Annotated in this window: 14 protein-coding genes; 10 read left to right on the top strand and 4 right to left on the bottom strand. The window is 61.7% G+C overall.

Translation table 11 applies throughout. The annotated features are described in order from the left end of the window. Positions 1-61: 61 nt before the first annotated feature. Genes gcvP through lipA form a run of 5 tightly spaced genes read left to right on the top strand, consistent with a single transcriptional unit; the run spans position 62 to position 6,295 of the window. Positions 62-2,917 (top strand): aminomethyl-transferring glycine dehydrogenase, encoded by a 2,856-nt coding sequence (gcvP, locus tag L8U60_RS01720; protein WP_269964670.1) that lies wholly within the window; start codon positions 62-64, stop codon positions 2,915-2,917. A 37-nt stretch (positions 2,918-2,954) separates the two neighbouring features. Continuing rightward, positions 2,955-4,043, top strand: a complete 1,089-nt coding sequence (gene gcvT / locus L8U60_RS01715; protein ID WP_269964669.1) for a glycine cleavage system aminomethyltransferase GcvT — start codon at positions 2,955-2,957, stop codon at positions 4,041-4,043. Positions 4,044-4,045: 2 nt separating this feature from the next. Further along, positions 4,046-4,435 (top strand): glycine cleavage system protein GcvH, encoded by a 390-nt coding sequence (gene gcvH / locus L8U60_RS01710; RefSeq protein ID WP_269964668.1) that lies wholly within the window; start codon positions 4,046-4,048, stop codon positions 4,433-4,435. 26 nt (positions 4,436-4,461) lie between these two features. Further along, positions 4,462-5,196, top strand: coding sequence for a lipoyl(octanoyl) transferase LipB (gene lipB / locus L8U60_RS01705; RefSeq protein WP_269964667.1), 735 nt, complete (start codon positions 4,462-4,464; stop codon positions 5,194-5,196). A gap of 10 nt (positions 5,197-5,206) precedes the next feature. After that, the gene (lipA, locus tag L8U60_RS01700) at positions 5,207-6,295 is read left to right on the top strand and encodes a lipoyl synthase (protein WP_269964666.1); all 1,089 of its coding nucleotides are present in this window, start codon (positions 5,207-5,209) and stop codon (positions 6,293-6,295) included. 89 nt (positions 6,296-6,384) lie between these two features. On the opposite strand, the gene L8U60_RS01695 is transcribed toward lipA, so the two are convergent. Together L8U60_RS01695 and L8U60_RS01690 are read right to left on the bottom strand one after the other, a co-directional pair. Beyond that, positions 6,385-8,475, bottom strand: coding sequence for an acyl-CoA dehydrogenase family protein (locus L8U60_RS01695; RefSeq protein ID WP_269964665.1), 2,091 nt, complete (start codon positions 8,473-8,475; stop codon positions 6,385-6,387). Positions 8,476-8,532: 57 nt separating this feature from the next. Beyond that, positions 8,533-9,828 carry an acetyl-CoA C-acetyltransferase gene (locus L8U60_RS01690; RefSeq protein WP_269964664.1) on the bottom strand — a complete coding sequence of 432 codons (1,296 nt, stop codon included), beginning with the start codon at positions 9,826-9,828 and terminating at the stop codon, positions 8,533-8,535. Positions 9,829-10,037: 209 nt separating this feature from the next. Between L8U60_RS01690 and L8U60_RS01685 the strand changes: the two genes are divergently transcribed. The 3 genes from L8U60_RS01685 to L8U60_RS01675 all read left to right on the top strand — a co-directional run bounded on the left by L8U60_RS01685 (position 10,038) and on the right by L8U60_RS01675 (position 13,370). Next, a complete protein-coding gene (locus L8U60_RS01685) occupies positions 10,038-11,372 on the top strand; it encodes a 3-oxoacyl-ACP reductase (RefSeq protein ID WP_269964663.1) in 1,335 nt (444 codons plus the stop codon). Positions 11,373-11,377: 5 nt separating this feature from the next. After that, positions 11,378-12,478, top strand: coding sequence for a MaoC/PaaZ C-terminal domain-containing protein (locus L8U60_RS01680; protein ID WP_269964662.1), 1,101 nt, complete (start codon positions 11,378-11,380; stop codon positions 12,476-12,478). Between the two features lie 103 nt (positions 12,479-12,581). Continuing rightward, the gene (locus tag L8U60_RS01675; RefSeq protein WP_269964661.1) at positions 12,582-13,370 is read left to right on the top strand and encodes a DUF4191 domain-containing protein; all 789 of its coding nucleotides are present in this window, start codon (positions 12,582-12,584) and stop codon (positions 13,368-13,370) included. Between the two features lie 57 nt (positions 13,371-13,427). On the opposite strand, the gene L8U60_RS01670 is transcribed toward L8U60_RS01675, so the two are convergent. Beyond that, positions 13,428-13,877 (bottom strand): RDD family protein, encoded by a 450-nt coding sequence (locus L8U60_RS01670; RefSeq protein WP_269964660.1) that lies wholly within the window; start codon positions 13,875-13,877, stop codon positions 13,428-13,430. 139 nt (positions 13,878-14,016) lie between these two features. Here L8U60_RS01670 and glnA point away from each other — a divergent pair, with 139 nt between their 5' ends. Then, on the top strand, positions 14,017-15,426 hold the full coding sequence (gene glnA, locus L8U60_RS01665; protein ID WP_274708405.1) for a type I glutamate--ammonia ligase: 1,410 nt from the start codon (positions 14,017-14,019) through the stop codon (positions 15,424-15,426). A 58-nt stretch (positions 15,427-15,484) separates the two neighbouring features. Here glnA and L8U60_RS01660 read toward each other — a convergent pair whose 3' ends face one another. Further along, positions 15,485-16,723 (bottom strand): MFS transporter, encoded by a 1,239-nt coding sequence (locus tag L8U60_RS01660; protein ID WP_269964658.1) that lies wholly within the window; start codon positions 16,721-16,723, stop codon positions 15,485-15,487. A gap of 88 nt (positions 16,724-16,811) precedes the next feature. Here L8U60_RS01660 and L8U60_RS01655 point away from each other — a divergent pair, with 88 nt between their 5' ends. Continuing rightward, positions 16,812-17,837: a DUF4272 domain-containing protein gene (locus tag L8U60_RS01655; RefSeq protein WP_269964657.1), complete on the top strand. Its 1,026-nt coding sequence runs from the start codon at positions 16,812-16,814 to the stop codon at positions 17,835-17,837. Positions 17,838-17,845: the final 8 nt, after the last annotated feature.

Genomic DNA, 17,845 nt, shown 5'->3' with positions numbered 1-17,845 from the left:
GGGGAGAGTCTCTACACTTGTTCAGTGATCGCAACTAACTAAAGCAAGGAGTGCAGTCAGCGTGGATTACATCTCTCGCCATATCGGTCCGACTGATAGCGAACGCGCAAAGATGCTCGACACCGTGGGGTACGGCTCGATTCAGGAGCTTGTCGACGCAGCGATACCGGCAGGGATTCTTGCCAAACAGCCTTTGAACCTTCCGCCCGCGCTGACGGAGAAGGAAGCACAGGACCGCCTGCGTGAGTTGGCGGCGAAGAACACGGTGCTGCGTGCTTTCCATGGCCAGGGCTACTCCTCCACCGTCACTCCCCCGGTGATTCGCCGTGGCGTGGTGGAAGATGCCGGTTGGTACACGGCCTACACGCCATACCAGCCGGAGATTTCCCAGGGCCGCCTGGAAGCACTGCTGAATTTCCAGACGATGGTGCAGGACCTGACCGGCCTGCCAATGGCGAATGCGTCGCTGCTGGATGAGGCGTCTGCCGTCGCAGAAGCTATTGGACTCATGTCGCGCGCAGTGAAGAAGGGCCGCCGCGTGCTGCTGGATGCCCGCCTGCACCCGCAGGTGATCAACGTTGCTGCGGAGCGTGCTCGCGCACTCGACCTTGAGGTTGAGGTCACCGCACTGGATTCCAACCTCGTGGGCGAGGACTTCGTCGGTGTCGTGATTGCGTACCCGGGAACAGAAGGCGATATCTCTGACCCGCGCCCCGTGATCGAGGCGATTCACTCCCGCGGTGGTCTGGCCACCGTGGTGGCTGATCCGCTGGCGCTTCTGCTTCTGGAAGCACCGGGCACGATGGGCGCTGACATTGCTGTGGGCACCACGCAGCGTTTCGGTGTGCCGCTGTTCTACGGTGGCCCGCATGCCGCGTACATGGCTGTGTCGGAGAAGCTGAAGCGTCAGATGCCGGGCCGCCTGGTGGGTGTGTCCGTGGATGCGGAGGGCTACCCGGCTTACCGCCTGGCTCTGCAGACGCGTGAGCAGCATATTCGCCGTGAGAAGGCGACCTCCAACATTTGTACCGCACAGGCGCTGCTCGCAGTCACGGCCTCCATGTACGCCGTGTACCACGGCCCCGCTGGCCTCAAGGAGATCGCGGAGAAGGTGCATGAGTGGGCGGGACGCTTTGCGGCGTCGATAAGCACAGGCGGCCTTGACGTGACGCACGAGAAATTCTTCGACACGGTGGCTGTTTCTGTGCCTGGCCGTGCTCAGCAGATTGTGGACGAGCTGGCTGAAAACGGCTACCTGGTGCGCGCGATTGATGCAGATACTGTCGGTGTGAGCTTTGGCGAAGACACCGATGAGGCTGATCTGGTGGCGCTGCTCGCTGGCTTTGGAATTAAGGATGCGCCGGCGGCTGAGGCTGGCTCTCACTTGCCGAAGGAGCTGGAGCGCACCACGGATCTGCTCACGCACGAGGTGTTCAACACCCACCACTCCGAGACCATGATGATGCGCTACATCCGCATGCTCGGCGACAAGGATCTGGCGCTGGATCGCACGATGATTCCGCTGGGTTCGTGCACGATGAAGCTCAACCCGACGGCGGGCCTGGAGGCTATCACCTGGCCGGGCTTTGCCAATGTCCACCCGTTCACCCCGGACAAGTACACGGAGGGATGGCGCGAGCTCATCGACGAGCTGACGGGCTGGCTTGTGGAAATCACCGGCTACGACGCAGTGTCTGTCCAGCCGAACTCTGGTGCGACGGGCGAGCTCGCTGGCCTGCTGGCTATGCGCCGCTACCACGTGGCCAACGGCGACACGGAGCGCGATATCTGCCTCATCCCGGCATCCGCGCACGGCACGAACGCCGCGTCCGCAACGCTGGCAAACCTGCGCGTAGTCGTCGTGGCAACCGCTCCGGATGGCTCCATTGACATGGAGGACCTGGACAAGAAGCTGGAGCAGTACGGCGACCACGTTGCTGCCATCATGATCACCTACCCGTCCACACACGGCGTGTACGAGGACACGGTGAAGGAGGTGGCGGACAAGGTCCACGCCGTTGGCGGCCAGGTCTACATCGACGGCGCCAACATGAACGCGCTGACCGGCCTTGCCCGCCCGGGTGATTTCGGTGGTGACTGCAGCCACCTGAACCTGCACAAGACCTTCACCATCCCGCACGGCGGCGGTGGCCCGGGTGTTGGCCCGATCGGCGTGGGCGCTCACCTGGCACCGTTCCTGCCGTCTGACCCCCAGGCAGTGGATGGCAGCAACGCTGGCGAGGAAGCACCGCAGGGTGCTGGTGTGCCGATCGCGGCAACCACCTACGGTTCCGCTGGTGTTCTGCCAATTTCGTGGGCCTACATCGCTATGTCCGGCGCTGAGGGCTTGGCATCTGCTACCCGCAACGCCATCCTCAACGCCAACTATGTGGCGCATGAGCTCAATGATTCCTTCCCGGTCCTCTACACCGGTAACGCTGGCTTGGTGGGCCACGAGTGCATCATTGACCTGCGTGAGATCACCGATCAGTCCGGCGTGACCGCCGCCGATGTGGCCAAGCGTCTGGTGGACTACGGCTTCCACGCCCCCACCCTGGCATTCCCCGTCGCCGGCACCCTCATGATTGAGCCGACCGAGTCCGAGGACGTGGAAGAGCTGGACCGCTTCATCGCCGCGATGCGTTCCATCCGCGCAGAGATCCAGGAGATCATCGACGGCAAGGTGGCCTACGAGGATTCCGTGGTCCACCACGCACCGTTCACCGCCCGCAGCCTCATCGCCGGCGACTGGAACTACGAGTTCAGCCGCCAGAAGGCTGCCTACCCGGTGGATACCCTGCTGACCAACAAGTACTTCCCGCCGGTGCGCCGCATCGACGAAGCCTATGGCGACCGCAACCTCGTGTGCGCCTGCCCGCCACCAGAGGCCTTCGACATCGAGCAGCCTGAAGCCTAAACACCACTGACACGGATTAAGACAAGGAGTAACTGATATGCCGCAGACACCTTTGCATGCCACCCACGAGAAGCTGGGTGCGCACTTCACTGACTTCGGCGGTTGGACCATGCCGCTGAAGTACGGCAAGGAGCTCGAAGAACACCGCGCTGTGCGCGAAGGCGTGGGCATCTTCGACCTGTCTCACATGGGTGAGATTGACGTGAAGGGCCCGGAGGCCGGCGCCTTCCTGGACTACGTGCTGATTTCTTCCCTGTCTAACCTGCAGGTTGGCAAGGCGAAGTACTCCATGATCGTCAACGAGGATGGTGGCATCCTGGACGATCTGATCACCTACAAGTTCGCCGATGACCACTACATGGTCGTGCCCAACGCTGGTAATTCCGACGTGGTCTGGGCTGCGTTCCAGGATCGCGTGGGCAATTTCGACGTGGAGATCCGTAACGATTCGCAGGCCATCGCGCTCGTCGCAGTGCAAGGTCCGCGTTCGCTTGAAGTGCTCGAGCCGCTTGTCGACGGCACACCGGGCGACCTCGCCAACTACTCCGGCGCCTGGATGAACCTAAACGTCGCCGACGGTCAGACCATTGAGGTTTTTGTTGCACGCACCGGCTACACCGGTGAGGACGGCTTCGAGCTGTTCTGCCAGAACGAGGACGCACAGGCCGTCTGGGATTCCGTCATCGACCACGGCACCCCGTGTGGCCTGGCAGCGCGTGATTCCCTGCGCTTGGAGGCATCCATGCCGCTGTACGGTAATGAGCTGTCTTTGGACATCACTCCGGTGGAGGCCGGCATGGGCCGCGCCTTTGCCAAGAAAGAAGCTGACTTCGTAGGCAAGGCAGCACTGACTGGCCGTGAGCCGTCCGTGGTCATTGCTGGCCTGACCTCGGAGGAGCGCCGCGCTGCCCGTGGGGGTGCGGCCATCTTCCTGGCTGGTACGGACGAGCAGATTGGCACCGTCACCTCCGGTCAGCCCTCCCCCACTTTGGGCCACCCGGTAGCTTTGGCGCACGTTGCGCCCAACCACGCTGCTGTGGGAACTAAAGTGGATGTGGACATCCGCGGCAAGCGGTATGCATACACCATCAGCGAGCCCCCCTTCTACTCCCGAAAGGACAAGTAACCATGTCTGATCTGCCCCAGGAATTCTCCTACTCCGAGGACCACGAATGGATCAATGCTGCTGCTGATGCAGTGGTAGGCCAGACCGTGCGCATCGGCATCACCTCTGTTGCTACGGAGCGTCTCGGTGAAATCGTCTTCGCTGAGCTGCCGGCTGTCGGCGACACCGTGGAAGCTGGTGAGACGTGTGGTGAGGTGGAGTCCACCAAGTCCGTCTCCGACCTGTACTCCCCGGTTACCGGTACCGTCACCGCTGTCAACGAGGAGATCGAAGACAACTACGAGACGATCAACGACGATCCGTTCGGTGAAGGTTGGCTGTTCGAGGTTGAGGTCGAGTCCGTCGGCCCGCTGATGACTGCTGACGAGTACGCAGCCGCTAACGGCGTCTAAAACTCCGCGGGGCTACCATGTAGTGCATGACAGCTCCCCGCGAACCATTCTTCCCGGCCGATAGGTCGATCCGAGCCTCAGATTCCCCACTTGACGTGCGGGAACTGGGGCTTGTTGATTATGAGGAGACGTGGCACCTCCAAGCCGAACTCGCCGCGCAACGCGCCGAGGATGCCATCGGTGACACTCTGCTCGTCCTCCAGCACCCCAGCACCTATACCGCGGGCAAACGCACCCACCCAGAGGACATGCCGAACAACGGTCTCCCCGTGGTCCAGGTGGACCGTGGCGGCCGCATCACGTGGCACGGAGAAGGCCAGCTGGTGGTCTACCCCATCATCAAACTCGCCGACCCAGTAGACGTCGTGGACTTCGTCCGCCGCATTGAGGAAGCCATGATTGCCACCATCCGTGAGTTTGGTGTGGAAAAGGCCGGGCGTGTCGACGGCCGCTCGGGCGTCTGGGTCCCCGCCGATGAACTTCGCCGCGAGCGCAAGCTCGGCCAAATTGGCATCCGCATCACCCACGGTGTGACCATGCACGGCCTGTCTATCAACTGCAACAACACCCTGGACTACTTCGGCCACATCGTGGCGTGTGGCATTAACGACGCTGACGTGACCACCCTCAGCCTCGAAACCGGCCGAGAGGTGACGCCGGAGCAGGTGGCGCCGAATGTCGTCGATAAGCTGTCCAGCGCTTTTAGAGGCGAGCTTAAGGTAGCGGACCACCCTATCGCTTCTGCTAATCGAAATGGTTAAGGTGGACCACGTGACTGCAGCAAATGAAGGACGCAAGCTACGCCGAGTAGAAAAGCGTAACGCGCAAACCCCTATCGAATCCAAGCCGCGCTGGATCCGCAACGCGGTGAAAACTGGCCCTGAGTACGAGGACATGCGCCGCAAGGTCAAAGGCGCCTCGCTGCACACCGTGTGCCAGGAAGCTGGCTGCCCCAACATTCACGAGTGCTGGGAATCCCGCGAGGCAACCTTCCTCATCGGTGGCGCGAACTGCTCCCGCCGCTGTGACTTCTGCCAGATCAACACCGCCAAGCCGGAGCCACTCGATGTGGAAGAACCGCAGCGTGTTGCAGAATCCGTGCGCGAGATGCAGCTGAACTACTCCACCATCACCGGCGTGACCCGTGATGACCTGGAGGACGAAGGCGCATGGCTCTACGCCGAGGTTGTGCGCAAGATCCACGAGCTCAACCCGAACACCGGTGTTGAGAACCTCACCCCGGACTTCTCCGGCAAGCCGGATCTGCTGGCTCAGGTCTTCGAGGCTGAACCCGAGGTCTTCGCGCACAATTTGGAGACGGTCCCCCGCATCTTCAAGCGCATTCGCCCTGCCTTCCGCTACGACCGCTCGTTGGAGGTTATCCGCGCGGCGCGTGACTACGGGCTGATCACCAAGTCCAATCTCATCCTCGGCATGGGTGAGACGCGCGAGGAGGTCCTGCAGACTCTCCAGGACTTGCAGGACGCTGGCACCGACATCATCACGATCACCCAGTACCTGCGCCCCGGACCGCTGTTCCACCCGATCGAGCGTTGGGTGAAGCCGGAAGAGTTCATCGAGTACCGCGACGCCGCCTACGACATGGGCTTCGCCGCCGTCATGTCCGGCCCGCTGGTGCGCTCCTCCTACCGCGCCGGCAAGCTCTACGTGGAGGCCATGAAGTTCCACGGCCGTGAGCTGCCGGAAAACCTCAAGCACCTCGCTGAGACCTCCCAGGGCGCCACCGACCAGGAAGCAGAGACCCTGTTGAACAAGTACGGCCCGTCCCAGGACACCCCGGTTGTGTCGGCTGGCCGTCCATCGGTCGGGCTTGGCCTGCCGGGCATCGGCGCGAAGTAGGGGTCCAAAGACCATGCACGACTCAGCCCCCACCCAAGAACGAACTCTCGGGTGGGGGCTGTTGCCGTGCTACAGGCTAGCTGTGTCCTTTACTTCTTGGACACCGGGATGTTGGAGCCAACCTTCCATGCCTCCGGGTTGTCGCGGCTGTCATCCGTGCCGCCGTCCTTGAACAGCGGGCGGTCGAGGACGACCGACGGGATATCAAACGCGTCAACGAGGACCTCGGACCAGGGGCCGAGGGAGTCAACCAGGTCGTTGATAGCCGCACGAGCAGCCTTGACGCGGCCGGAGGAGAGAACGTTCTGCTCCTGGTACCAGCCAGCGTTGCGGATGATCGTGTCGAAGACGAACAGGTGACGCACCTGCTCGAACACTGCGCGCTCAGCGGAGCCCACCGGCAGAGTGCGCTCTGCCTCGATCATCGCCTGAACCATGAGGTTCTCGATGTAGGCCCATGCAGCGTTCAGCATGTGGTCCTGAGCCTTGTCAATGACCTTTGCGCCCTCTTCACGGGACAGCTTGCGTGCGCCCTGGATGCGGCGGATGAGGGAACGCATGACCAGCTGCTCGCGCAGCTGAACAACCTTGAGCTGGTAGTCAGCATCGAAGAGGGATGCTTCCTCACCGGAGAAGGTGTCCACCACGCTCTGGACGGTGGAGCCCAGGCCGGCGCGACTGCGGATGATGTCGCTGACGTTGGTGGCAGCGAACTTCACGATGTCCATCGCAGACGGGTTAGCCAGCTCGCTGGTGTACGCGGTGAGCAGGTTCTTACCAGCCAGCTGAAGCAGGACGGTGTTGTCACCCTCGAAGGTGTTGTACACATCCGTGTCAGCGCGGTAGGTGGTCAGGAGGTTCTCCGACATGAAGCCAGCACCACCACATGCCTCACGGCACTCCTGGATGGTGTCGGTTGCGTGCTCGGTTGCCACAGCCTTGAACGCAGCCGCCAGGGTCTCCATCTCGCGGGAAGCAAGCGCCTGCTGCTTCGTCGGGTTGGTCACGGACCATTCGCCGGTTGCCTGGCGGGAGGTCTGGTCAGCGTAGCGCTGGGTCAGCTGGTTCTGCAGGACCTGGATCGCGTAGGTGCGTGCCAGCGGAATGATCAGGCGGCGACGGTGCGCGCGGTAATCAATCAGCTTGTCCTCGGTGCCAGTGTCGCCGTAGTCGAACTGGCGGCGCTGGTGTGCGTACTTCATGGCGATAGCCAGGGAGGACTTGGTTGCACCTGCACCGGCAGCACCCACTGCGATACGGCCGCGGATCAGGGTACCCAGCATGGTGAAGAAGCGACGGTTCTTCGAGTCGATCGGGGAGGTGTAGTTGCCTTCCTCATCGACGTCGCCGAACTGGTTGAGCAGCGCCTCACGCGGAATGCGGACGTTATCGAAGGTCAGGGTGCCGTTATCGACACCGAGCAGGCCACCCTTGTGGCCGTGGTCGCCAATCGTGACGCCCTCGACCGGGGAGCCGTCTTCCTCACGGATACGCACCACGAAGCAGTGCACGCCGTGGGACTCCTCCACACCCGGGGTGTAGAGCTGAGCAAACACTGCGGACCAACGGCCGTCACGTGCGGTGTTACCGATGTAGACCTTGGTAGCCGACGGAGACGGAGTGTTGATGACAAACTCCTTGGTCTCCGGGTCGTAGGTCGCCGTGGTCTCCAGGTCCTGAACGTTGGAGCCGTGGCCACGCTCGGTCATGCCGTAGGAGCCGAGCTTGGACAGGTCCATTGCGCCCTGGGCGTACTCGCGGTGGCGCTCCGTACCGAGCACGTCCACAGCGCCGCCCCACAGGCCGAACTGAACACCAGACTTGATGGCCAGGGAGCCGTTGAACTGACCCAGAAGGTCAAGGCCGAGGATGCCCACGTGGGACTCACCGGAGCCACCGTTGGCCTTGGAGAAAGCGGTCTGCATCATGCCGGAGGTGGCCACCATCTTGACCTTCTCCAGCAGTGCTGCGCGGATCTCCTCGAGGGAACCCTCGATCATCGGCAGAGCCTCTTCACGGTTGAGCTGCTCGCGGATGTTGTCCTTCACCTCAGCCCACGGCCCGTCGAGAAGCGTCTTCAGCTTGCCAGCGACAGCAGTGTCCGGGGTCTCCGGAAGCGTCTGCGGGGAGCGGGATTCCGGCTTGGCCTTGCGGCTGCCCTTATCTTCAACAGAAGTCATAGTCGTTCTTCCTTTACGACGAAGGGGATAGATGGAGATGAAGTTATACCGAGGTGCTTAACGCTCGAGGATTGCAACAACGCCCTGGCCACCTGCAGCACAGATGGACACGAGGGTGCGGCCGCCACCGTTTTCCTCCAGCACCTTTGCCGCAGAGGCAAGGATGCGGGCACCGGTTGCTGCGAACGGGTGGCCAGCTGCCAGGGAGGAACCCTTGACGTTGAGCTTGGAGCGGTCGATGGAGCCCAGCGGCTTGTCCAGACCAAGGCGCTCGCGGCAGTAGGTCTCATCTTCCCATGCCTTCAGCGTTGCCAGAACCTGGGAAGCGAATGCCTCGTGGATCTCGTAATAGTCGAAGTCCTGCAGAGTCAGGCCATTGCGCTCCAGCAGGCGCGGGACAGCGTAGGTCGGCGCCATGAGCAGGCCATCCTTGCCGGACACGAAGTCAACGGCAGCGAGCTCAGAGTCAACGATGTACGCCTTGACCGGCAGGTTGTTCTCCTTTGCCCACTCCTCGGAGGCCAGCAGCACAGCAGCTGCGCCGTCCGTCAGCGGGGTGGAGTTACCAGCGGTCATGGTGGCGGTGCCACCGTGCTGCTCTGCGTCCTTCTTGCCGAAGACCGGCTTGAGGCCAGCAAGCTTCTCCACCGTGGAGTCCGGGCGGAGGTTGGTGTCACGGTTGACACCCAGGTACGGCGTCATCAGGTCGTTGAAGAAGCCCTCCTCGTATGCCTTAGCCAGGTTCTGGTGGGAGGTTGCCGCCAGCTCATCCTGAGCCTCGCGGGTGATCTCCATCTCGCGTGCGGTGATCGCAGCGTGCTCACCCATGGACAGGCCCGTGCGCGGCTCACCGTTCTGCGGCTGCTCCGGTGCGAGCTGGTTCGGGCGAATCGAACCAACGAGCTTGAGCTGGTCCTTGGTGGACTTTGCGTTGGACAGACGGATGAGGGTTTTGCGCAGACGGTCGTTGACTGCGAGCGGAGCATCCGAGGTGGTGTCCGTACCACAAGCGATACCGGACTCGATGCGGCCGAGGGCAATCGCGTCAGCCACCTGGATAGCGGAGGTCAGCGAGGTGCCACAGGCATGCTGCACATCAAATGCCGGGGTGGTGGAAGCGAGTTCCGAGCCAATCACGGACTCACGTACAAGGTTGAAATCGCGTGCGTGCTTCAGCACTGCACCGCCGACGACGAGCCCCAGCTCCTTATCCTGCAGCCCATAGCGTGCAACGAGGCCGTTGAGGGCAGACGTGAGCATGTCCTGGTTGGAAGCGTTTGCATATTCCTTGTTGGAACGTGCGAAGGGAATACGGTTACCACCGAGGATGGCTACTTTGCGGGGTTCATTCATTCTTGTTTTCCTGCTCTTCCGATGAATGGTTGAGATAATCTGATGTGTCACCAGGATTATCTGAGGACGTATGTACTGTACTTTACAAAGTTAATGCTTTGTAAGGTTCGTCACCTTAGTGATCTTATAATAGTATCCGACACAGAGCTACCGTTTTGAAAACGGTGCGCGCTGGAAACATGAATGCCTATCTATATAAGGAGAAAATAGTGGCATCGAAAGGCCTCCTCGAACAGTTCATCAACTCCCCCGCCGCTGCGAAGCTCGGCGTCCCGCAGGGGTACCCGCTGCGCCGCTACAAGCAGGGCGAGCCGCTCCTGCACGGCCCCGTCGTCGTTGGCGGTAACGGTCGCCTGATCGAGCAGCTGACCACTCTCCTCGAGGGTCCGTACAAGCTGCTGAAGGCAGAGGCAGACACGAAGCGCGCCGGCATTGTGTTTGATGCGACGTCCCTGTCCAAGCCGGAGGAGCTGGAGCAGCTGTACTCCTTCTTCCACCCGCAGCTCAAGAAGGTGCTGGACAACGCTCGCATCGTGGTCATCGGCACCACGCCGGAGCTTATCGACGATGCGGATGCACGCATCACCGCCCGCTCCCTCGAGGGCTTCACTCGTTCCCTGGCAAAGGAAATGCGTAAGTCCGCAACGGTCCAGCTGGTCTACGTTGACCCGTCCATCGACGGCTCCAACATTGACAAGGTGGAGTCCACCGTGCGCTTCCTCCTGTCCGGCAAGTCCGCATACGTTGACGCCCAGGTCATCCGCATCACCCCGGCTGACGTTGTGCTGCCGAAGGATTGGGACAAGCCGCTTGAGGGCCGTCTCGCTGTCGTGACCGGTGCTGCCCGCGGTATTGGTGCAACAATCGCTGAGACCCTGGCGCGTGATGGCGCAAAGGTCATCTGCGTGGACATTCCGCAGGCTGGTGAAGGTCTGGCTGAGACCGCCAACAAGGTGAAGGGCACTGCCCTGCCGCTGGACGTGACTGATCCGAAGGCTGCTGAAGAGATCATCAAGCACGCCCAGGACCGCTACGGCCGCAAGATCGACGTCATCGTCCACAACGCTGGCGTTACCCGCGACAAGCTGCTGGTCAACATGGATGAGGGCCGTTGGAACATGGTCCAGAACATCAACCTGGTTGCACCGGTCCGCATCACCGAGGCACTGCTTGAGGCAGACGCATTCGCTGAGAACCCGTCCATCATCGGTGTGTCCTCCATGGCTGGTATCGCTGGTAACCGTGGCCAGACCAACTACGCCACCACCAAGGCTGGTGTCGTTGGTTTCGTCGACGCACTGGCTGAGAAGATCGCTGCACTGGGCGGCTCCATCAACGCAGTTGCACCGGGCTTCATTGAGACCGACATGACCGCTGCTATGCCGTTCGGCCCGCGCGAGGTTGGACGTCGTCTGAACTCCCTCAACCAGGGTGGTCACCCGATCGACGTTGCTGAGGCAGTTGCATACTTCTCCGCACCGTCCTCCACCGCTGTGAACGGCAACACCGTTCGCGTCTGTGGCCAGAACCTCCTGGGAGCGTAAGCACGATGAGCGAGAAATCCCCTAAGGACGCAGCAAAAGATCTGAAGAAGAAGGCTGAAAAGATCGCTGACAAGGTAGAAGACAAACTCGAAGACGCGATCGATGACGCAAAGGACGCCATCGAAGAACTCGCCGAGAAGGTAGAGGACAAGGTCGAGGAGAAGGCTGAACCAGTGAAGGCCTCCGGTGAGCGTCAGTTTGAGAAGCTGAAGCAGATCCCGGACCTGTCGGCTATCACCCGCAAGGTTTTCTTCGGTGCTCTCCCAGGCATCGGTGGTGCCCGCGAGGCGACGCAGGATCCGACGTCGGCGATTCAGGTGGACGGGGTGACCGTCGATAAGCAAAATCTTGCTGATTACGCGCAAGCGACTGGCCTGCGTCTTGGCAATGAGCTGCCGCCGACCTACTTCTTCGTGCTCGGCTTCCCGCTGACCATGGAGCTGCTTTCCCGCCCGGACTTCCCGTACCCGGCGATGGGCGCGGTGCACATCTCCAACGTTATCGAGCAGACTCGCCCGCTGACTGTGGATGAGACGTTCAGCGTGCGCGCGTACGCCACGAATGTTCGTCCGCACCGTCGCGGCCTGCTTGTCGACGTCATCACGGAGGTCACGCCGGACGGTGAATCCGCACCGGTATGGAAGCAGACCTCGAGCTTCCTGGGCATGGGCGCGAAGTTTGCCAAGAACGCGGACATCTCCGTGACCACCCGTGCGGAAGATTCCGGCAAGGTTCTGCCGGCCGCAGAACTGCCGGAGTTCAAGCCGAACGCGCGCTTCCGCTGGACCCGCAGCGACGTCAACGCGTACGTCAAGGCGTCCAACGACCATAACCCGATTCACACCTCCAACATCGGTGCCAAGCTGTTCGGCTTCCCGGCAGTGATCGCACACGGCATGCTCTCCGCTGCCTCCGTGCTGGCACCGCTGGAAGGCAAGCTGCCGCAGGCACTGCGCTACTCGGTGGAGTTTGTGAAGCCGGTGGTTATCCCCGCTTCCGTGGCCCTGTGGACCACGCAGCAGGCTGATGGCTCCTACGACATCCAGCTGCGCGGCTCCTCCAAGCCGGAGAAGCTGCACCTCAACGGTGAGGTCGCTCCGCTCTAAGCCGAGCCACCTTCCCCTACCCCGCGCCCTCATCCGGCGCGGGTTTTTCTCTGCGCGAGAGCCAGTTCGATAAGCCCCCGCGCTGGTAGGTAGTGTTGTGGGCATGGCTAAGGACAAAGACGCACGCGCCCTCGAGGCAGCCGCAAAGAAGGAACAGCGCACCGCTAAGCGCGCACAGCGCAAGCAGACCCGTTCGCAGGTCTGGCAGGCCTTTAACATGCAGCGCAAGCGGGACAAGATGCTTATCCCGATCATGCTGCTGGCCATTGTTGGTGTGGCCCTCGCGTTCTTCCTCATTGGTCTGCTGTTCAACGGCCAGTGGTTCATGCTGGTTCCGGGCATCGGCTTCGGCTTCTTGCTGGCCATGTTCCTGTTCACGCGCCGTCTTGAGAACTCTATGTACTCGGAGATCGGTGACACCCCGGGTGCCGCTGGTTGGACGCTGGAGAACATGCGCAACTCCATGGGCATCGTGTGGCTGACCACCACCGCTGTGGCCGCTAATACGAACATGGACACAGTCCACCGCGTGGTGGGCAACCCCGGCGTGATCCTCGTGGGCGAAGGTGACCCGAAGCGTCTGAAGCCGCTCATGGACAAGGAGCGCAAGCGCGTTGACCGCCTGCTTGCCGGCGTTCCAATCCACGAGGTATACGTGGGCTCCGGTGAAGGCCAGGTGCCCCCGCAGAAGCTGCAGCGCCACTTGCTCAAGCTGCCGAAGAACTACCAGAAGAATGATGTGTACGCCTTCAATGCCAAGCTTGAAGCTATGGACAATGTCCGCGGTGGCCAGCGCGCAGGTTTGCCGAAGGGCCCGATGCCACACCAGGCGCAGAACATGGCGGGTATGAACCGCCGCATGCGCCGCATGCAGCAGCGTCAGGGTAAATAGCGCGCGGTCAAACGCTGCGCACGCTCCCTGGGGTTTTCTGACTCGCTGAACAGCTTATTATCGGCTCATGATCACGGTCGTGCCGGTGGCGCGGTCGTGCATGCCGCGGCCGTCCTCATCCACAATCGCTGCTGGGAACACGAAGCCAGTGAGGATGGTGCGCAGCGCGGCGCGCCAGAGGCCGACGGTGTGCCCGGGTTCGTCGATACGCGCGATGCCCATGCCGAGGATCGCCATGCCTGGCGTGCGCGCGAAAAGCCACCCGGTGATGATGCCCATGACCACCCACAACAGATACGTCAGCGTAGCGGTGCCGCCGAAAGCATCGGTGTACATGTAGATGAATGCGGCAAGCCCCCAGCAAATCAACCAATCGATAAGAACACCGATGGCGCGGCGCATCACGCTTGCCTGGGCACCAGGTCCTGACTCCGGAAGGCCCAGGTTTTGACCTGGCCAATCCTGTGGCGCGTAGGGGTCGACAGCATCGCGAGCATTATTGGGCATGAACTCACGATAGTGCACTTTTTGCCAAGCTCGAAAGCGATTCCACGGGAAGAGGAAAAAGCAATGTACGATTGATAGGAGCACACGATCTTTATCCAAGGAGTTTTAACCCGTGGCCTTCGACAACATCCAAGACACCATGAAGTACATCAAGGATGAGGGGGTCGAGTTTGTCGATGTACGCTTCACGGACGTTCCGGGAACCGAGCACCACTTCTCCATTCCTGCATCCATGTTTGATGAGGACGTCGTAGAAGAAGGTCTGGCGTTTGACGGCTCGTCGATTCGCGGCTTTACGACGATTGAGGAATCCGACATGATCCTCATGCCGGACCTGGCCACCGCCCAGATCGATCCGTTCCGTAAAGCGAAGACCCTGAACGTGAAGTTCTTCGTGAACGACCCGTTCACCCACGAAGCTTTCTCCCGCGACCCGCGCAACGTGGCACGCAAGGCGGAGGAATACCTGGAGTCCACCGGCATCGCTGACACCTGCTTCTTCGGCGCTGAAGCTGAGTTCTACCTCTTCGACTCGGTGCGTTACTCCTCCGAGCCGCACAAGGCTTTCTACGAGGTGGACTCCGCCGAGGGCTGGTGGAACCGCGGCCGTGAGACCGAGCTCGACGGCACCCCGAACTTGGGGTACAAGACCCGCATGAAGGGTGGCTACTTCCCTGTCCCGCCGTACGACAAGTCTCTGGACGTGCGCGATGATATGACGCTGAAGCTGGCTGAGGCTGGGTTTGAGATTGAGCGCTTCCACCACGAGGTTGGCTCCGGTGGCCAGCAGGAGATCAACTACAAGTTCAACACCCTCCTGCACGCGGCGGATGATCTGCAGACGTTCAAGTACATCGTCAAGAACACCGCCAAGCAGTGGGGCAAGACCGTGACCTTCATGCCGAAGCCGCTGGCCAATGAGGCTGGCTCCGGTATGCACGCCCACCAGTCCCTGTGGAAGGACGGCAAGCCGCTGTTCTACGACGAGTCTGGCTACGGCGGCCTGTCTGACATTGCCCGCTGGTACATCGGCGGCATCCTGAACCACGCTGGTGCTGTCCTGGCGTTTACCAACCCGACGCTGAACTCCTACCACCGCCTGGTTCCGGGCTTTGAGGCACCGATCAACCTGGTGTACTCCCAGCGCAACCGCTCCGCCGCGATCCGTATCCCGATCACTGGCTCCAACCCGAAGGCAAAGCGCATCGAGTTCCGTGCACCGGACCCGAGCGGTAACCCGTACTTCGGCTTCGCCGCCATGATGATGGCTGGCCTGGACGGTGTGAAAAACCGCATCGAGCCGCACGAGCCGGTGGACAAGGACCTCTACGAGCTCCCGCCGGAGGAGGCCAAGTCCATCCCGCAGGCACCGACCTCTCTCGAGGCATCGCTTGCCGCACTGGAAGAGGACTACGAGTTCCTCACCGAGGGCGACGTGTTCACCGAGGACCTCATCCAGACCTACATCAAGCTGAAGCACGACCGCGAGATCGCGCCGTCCCGCCTCGGCCCGACCCCGCTGGAGTACGAGCTCTACTTCGACGTCTAAAGCTCATGTAGTCGCAGCAGCCCACGGTTTCCTGTACGGATTCCGTGGGTTTTTGCTGTTAGGCGGAAGCAGCCAGTTCATCATCGATGGTCACGGGCGCCGCGGCACGCACCCCGATGACACCCATGAGCACCGCGCTGGCAACGAGCGCGATGAGGATCTCTCGCCACTGCCCAGTTACGCCGTAGGCCGCTCCGACAATCACTGGCCCCGTGCCTGCCAGGAGATACCCGTACGGCTGCACGAAGCCGGACAGCTTCGCCGTGACCACGTGCGACCGGCTGCGTGCCGGGATAAGGGCGATGGCCGTGGGGAAACAGAACCCACCGATACCCAGTAGGAAGGCCCAGAGCAGCGGAAGGTGCGTTCCAGCGAGCAGGAGCCCCAGGTACCCGGCCGCGGTGGCGGTGGCGAAGACGATCACGAACGGGGTTAGCGTGCGGGCGCGTGCGATGAGCATGGGCATGACCAGCCCGCCAATCACGTTAAGGCTGCCGACGAGGGCGAGCGCGAGGGTGCCCGTCGTCGCCGTTAAGCCATTGTCACGGTAGATCTGTGGCAACCAGCCCATTTGAATGTACGCGTTCATCGACTGCAGCCCGAAGAAGAACAGCAGGAACAACGCGGTCGGCGAACGCCACATGGGCACGTCAAGGGGCTCGGCGGTTGCTTCGTCGCGGCGTGGTGCGTCGTTGCCAAGCTTCACGACGACAACCAGCCACACCCCCACCTGCACCACCGCCGGCACGGCCCACACTCCCAGCGCCCACTTCCATGCGCCATCGCCGGTAAATGCCAACGCGCTTAAGGGGCCAACAGCGCCGGACAAGCCAAGCAGAGCACCGTAGACCGTCATCAACGCCACCATGTGGCGCCCACCGTGCTGCTTAATCCACGCTGGCAGCAGCACGTTAGCCACCGCAATACCCGCAACGACGAAGCCGGTGAGCACCATGAACACCGCCATCGTGCCCACCCAAGGGCGCAGAACCAACCCGGCGAAGGTGAACACAGCGCCGGCCGCGATGGTTCGTGTCAGCCCCAAGCGCATTGCCATGGGCACAGCACCTAAGCCCATGAGCGCGAACAAGAAACCGGGCATCGCCGTGATCAGTCCTGCTTGCGAGGCTCCCGCCCCAAACGCAGCGAGAGTTTCCTCCAGTACCGGCCCCACCGAGGAAATACCAGCACGCAGGTTGATCGCCACCGCAATGACGGCGATAAACAACAGCGGGGCCGACAGCAACGCTGCCGCGCCGGGACCTTTCTGGTTGGGGTGATCGGAGGTTTGTGCCATTCGACCATTAGGCACCCAGTGTCAGGGTTACGTCAATTCGTCACAGAAGGAGAGCAGGATTGCTTCACCTCGCTTAGGATCCCCGAGTATGAACATCAACGCGTATTCAACGGTTCGTGATGAAATCCCGGGGCCCTACTCCATCCAGCGTGGTGTGGACGATCCGGAATTGGCTGGGCACCTGGATGGCTTCACGGGGTACGTATGGGACCGCGGTGGCCAGGAGATGACCCCGAGTATGTTCGGGTTGATCCGCCACATCGGGGAAACACAACGGCAGTACGTCTTTGAGCGCGAGGATCTGCGCGGCCTCGAGGAATGGGCTGAGCAGACCAACTCGGTGTTCCTGCTTCCCGACGGCACCGTGGTCAACAGGCAGGGCGAGGACATCATCACTGGTGGCACCGTCCCATACCACCCGGCAGCACGGGAGCGAGCGTCTCGAGTGCGAGCAACAATCACGCAGGACACCGGCGTCTCACTGCCTGTCCACTATCCGCCGGTGCGCAGCGAGTTTGAAGCCGTAGTGCGTGAGCCCCGGGAAGTTGCGCAGCGGTTCATCTCCCTGGTGGCAGTCTCCGAAGTGGCCGGGTTTTTCTCCACCGGCTCGGAGCCACCACTGGAAGCGATTCGCGGGGTGCTGCCCGGTGCCTTTGCGACTCTGTCACCGATGGAACAGCGCTTCATCGAGCTCCTCGACTCCGGCGTGACGCCGCACGACACCTCCCCCGCTGGTGATGAAGCACGCTACTTGGCAGCTCAGCTGGGATGGAAAATCATAGCAGCACAGATGCTCGCGCACGCTCTGGGCATCGTGGAACTTCCTGATGGCGAAATCCGAGTTGATACGAGTTCACTGGTCCCGTGGGTCGCGGAAACGGGTGAGGCCGCCATCCTCGAGCAGGCAACGGCGCTCATCGGCTTGCCGGAGTTGTGCGACAAGTACGAATTTGTTCATTCGATGCGGTGGATCGCCGTCGACGAGCAGGTGAACCCCGAACGCCCAGCAACTATCGACGAACCAACCGCCAGCACACTACTGGAATGGCACCGCGCACTAGCGTGGCTGTTCCACCCGCACGCGGATTGGGACGACGTCGATCTGTCGACGTAAGGGGCTTT

Source organism: Corynebacterium meitnerae (genome assembly GCF_027570075.1).
Taxonomy (GTDB): Bacteria; Actinomycetota; Actinomycetes; order Mycobacteriales; family Mycobacteriaceae; genus Corynebacterium; species Corynebacterium meitnerae.
This window is presented reverse-complemented; position numbering and strand designations above follow the sequence as displayed.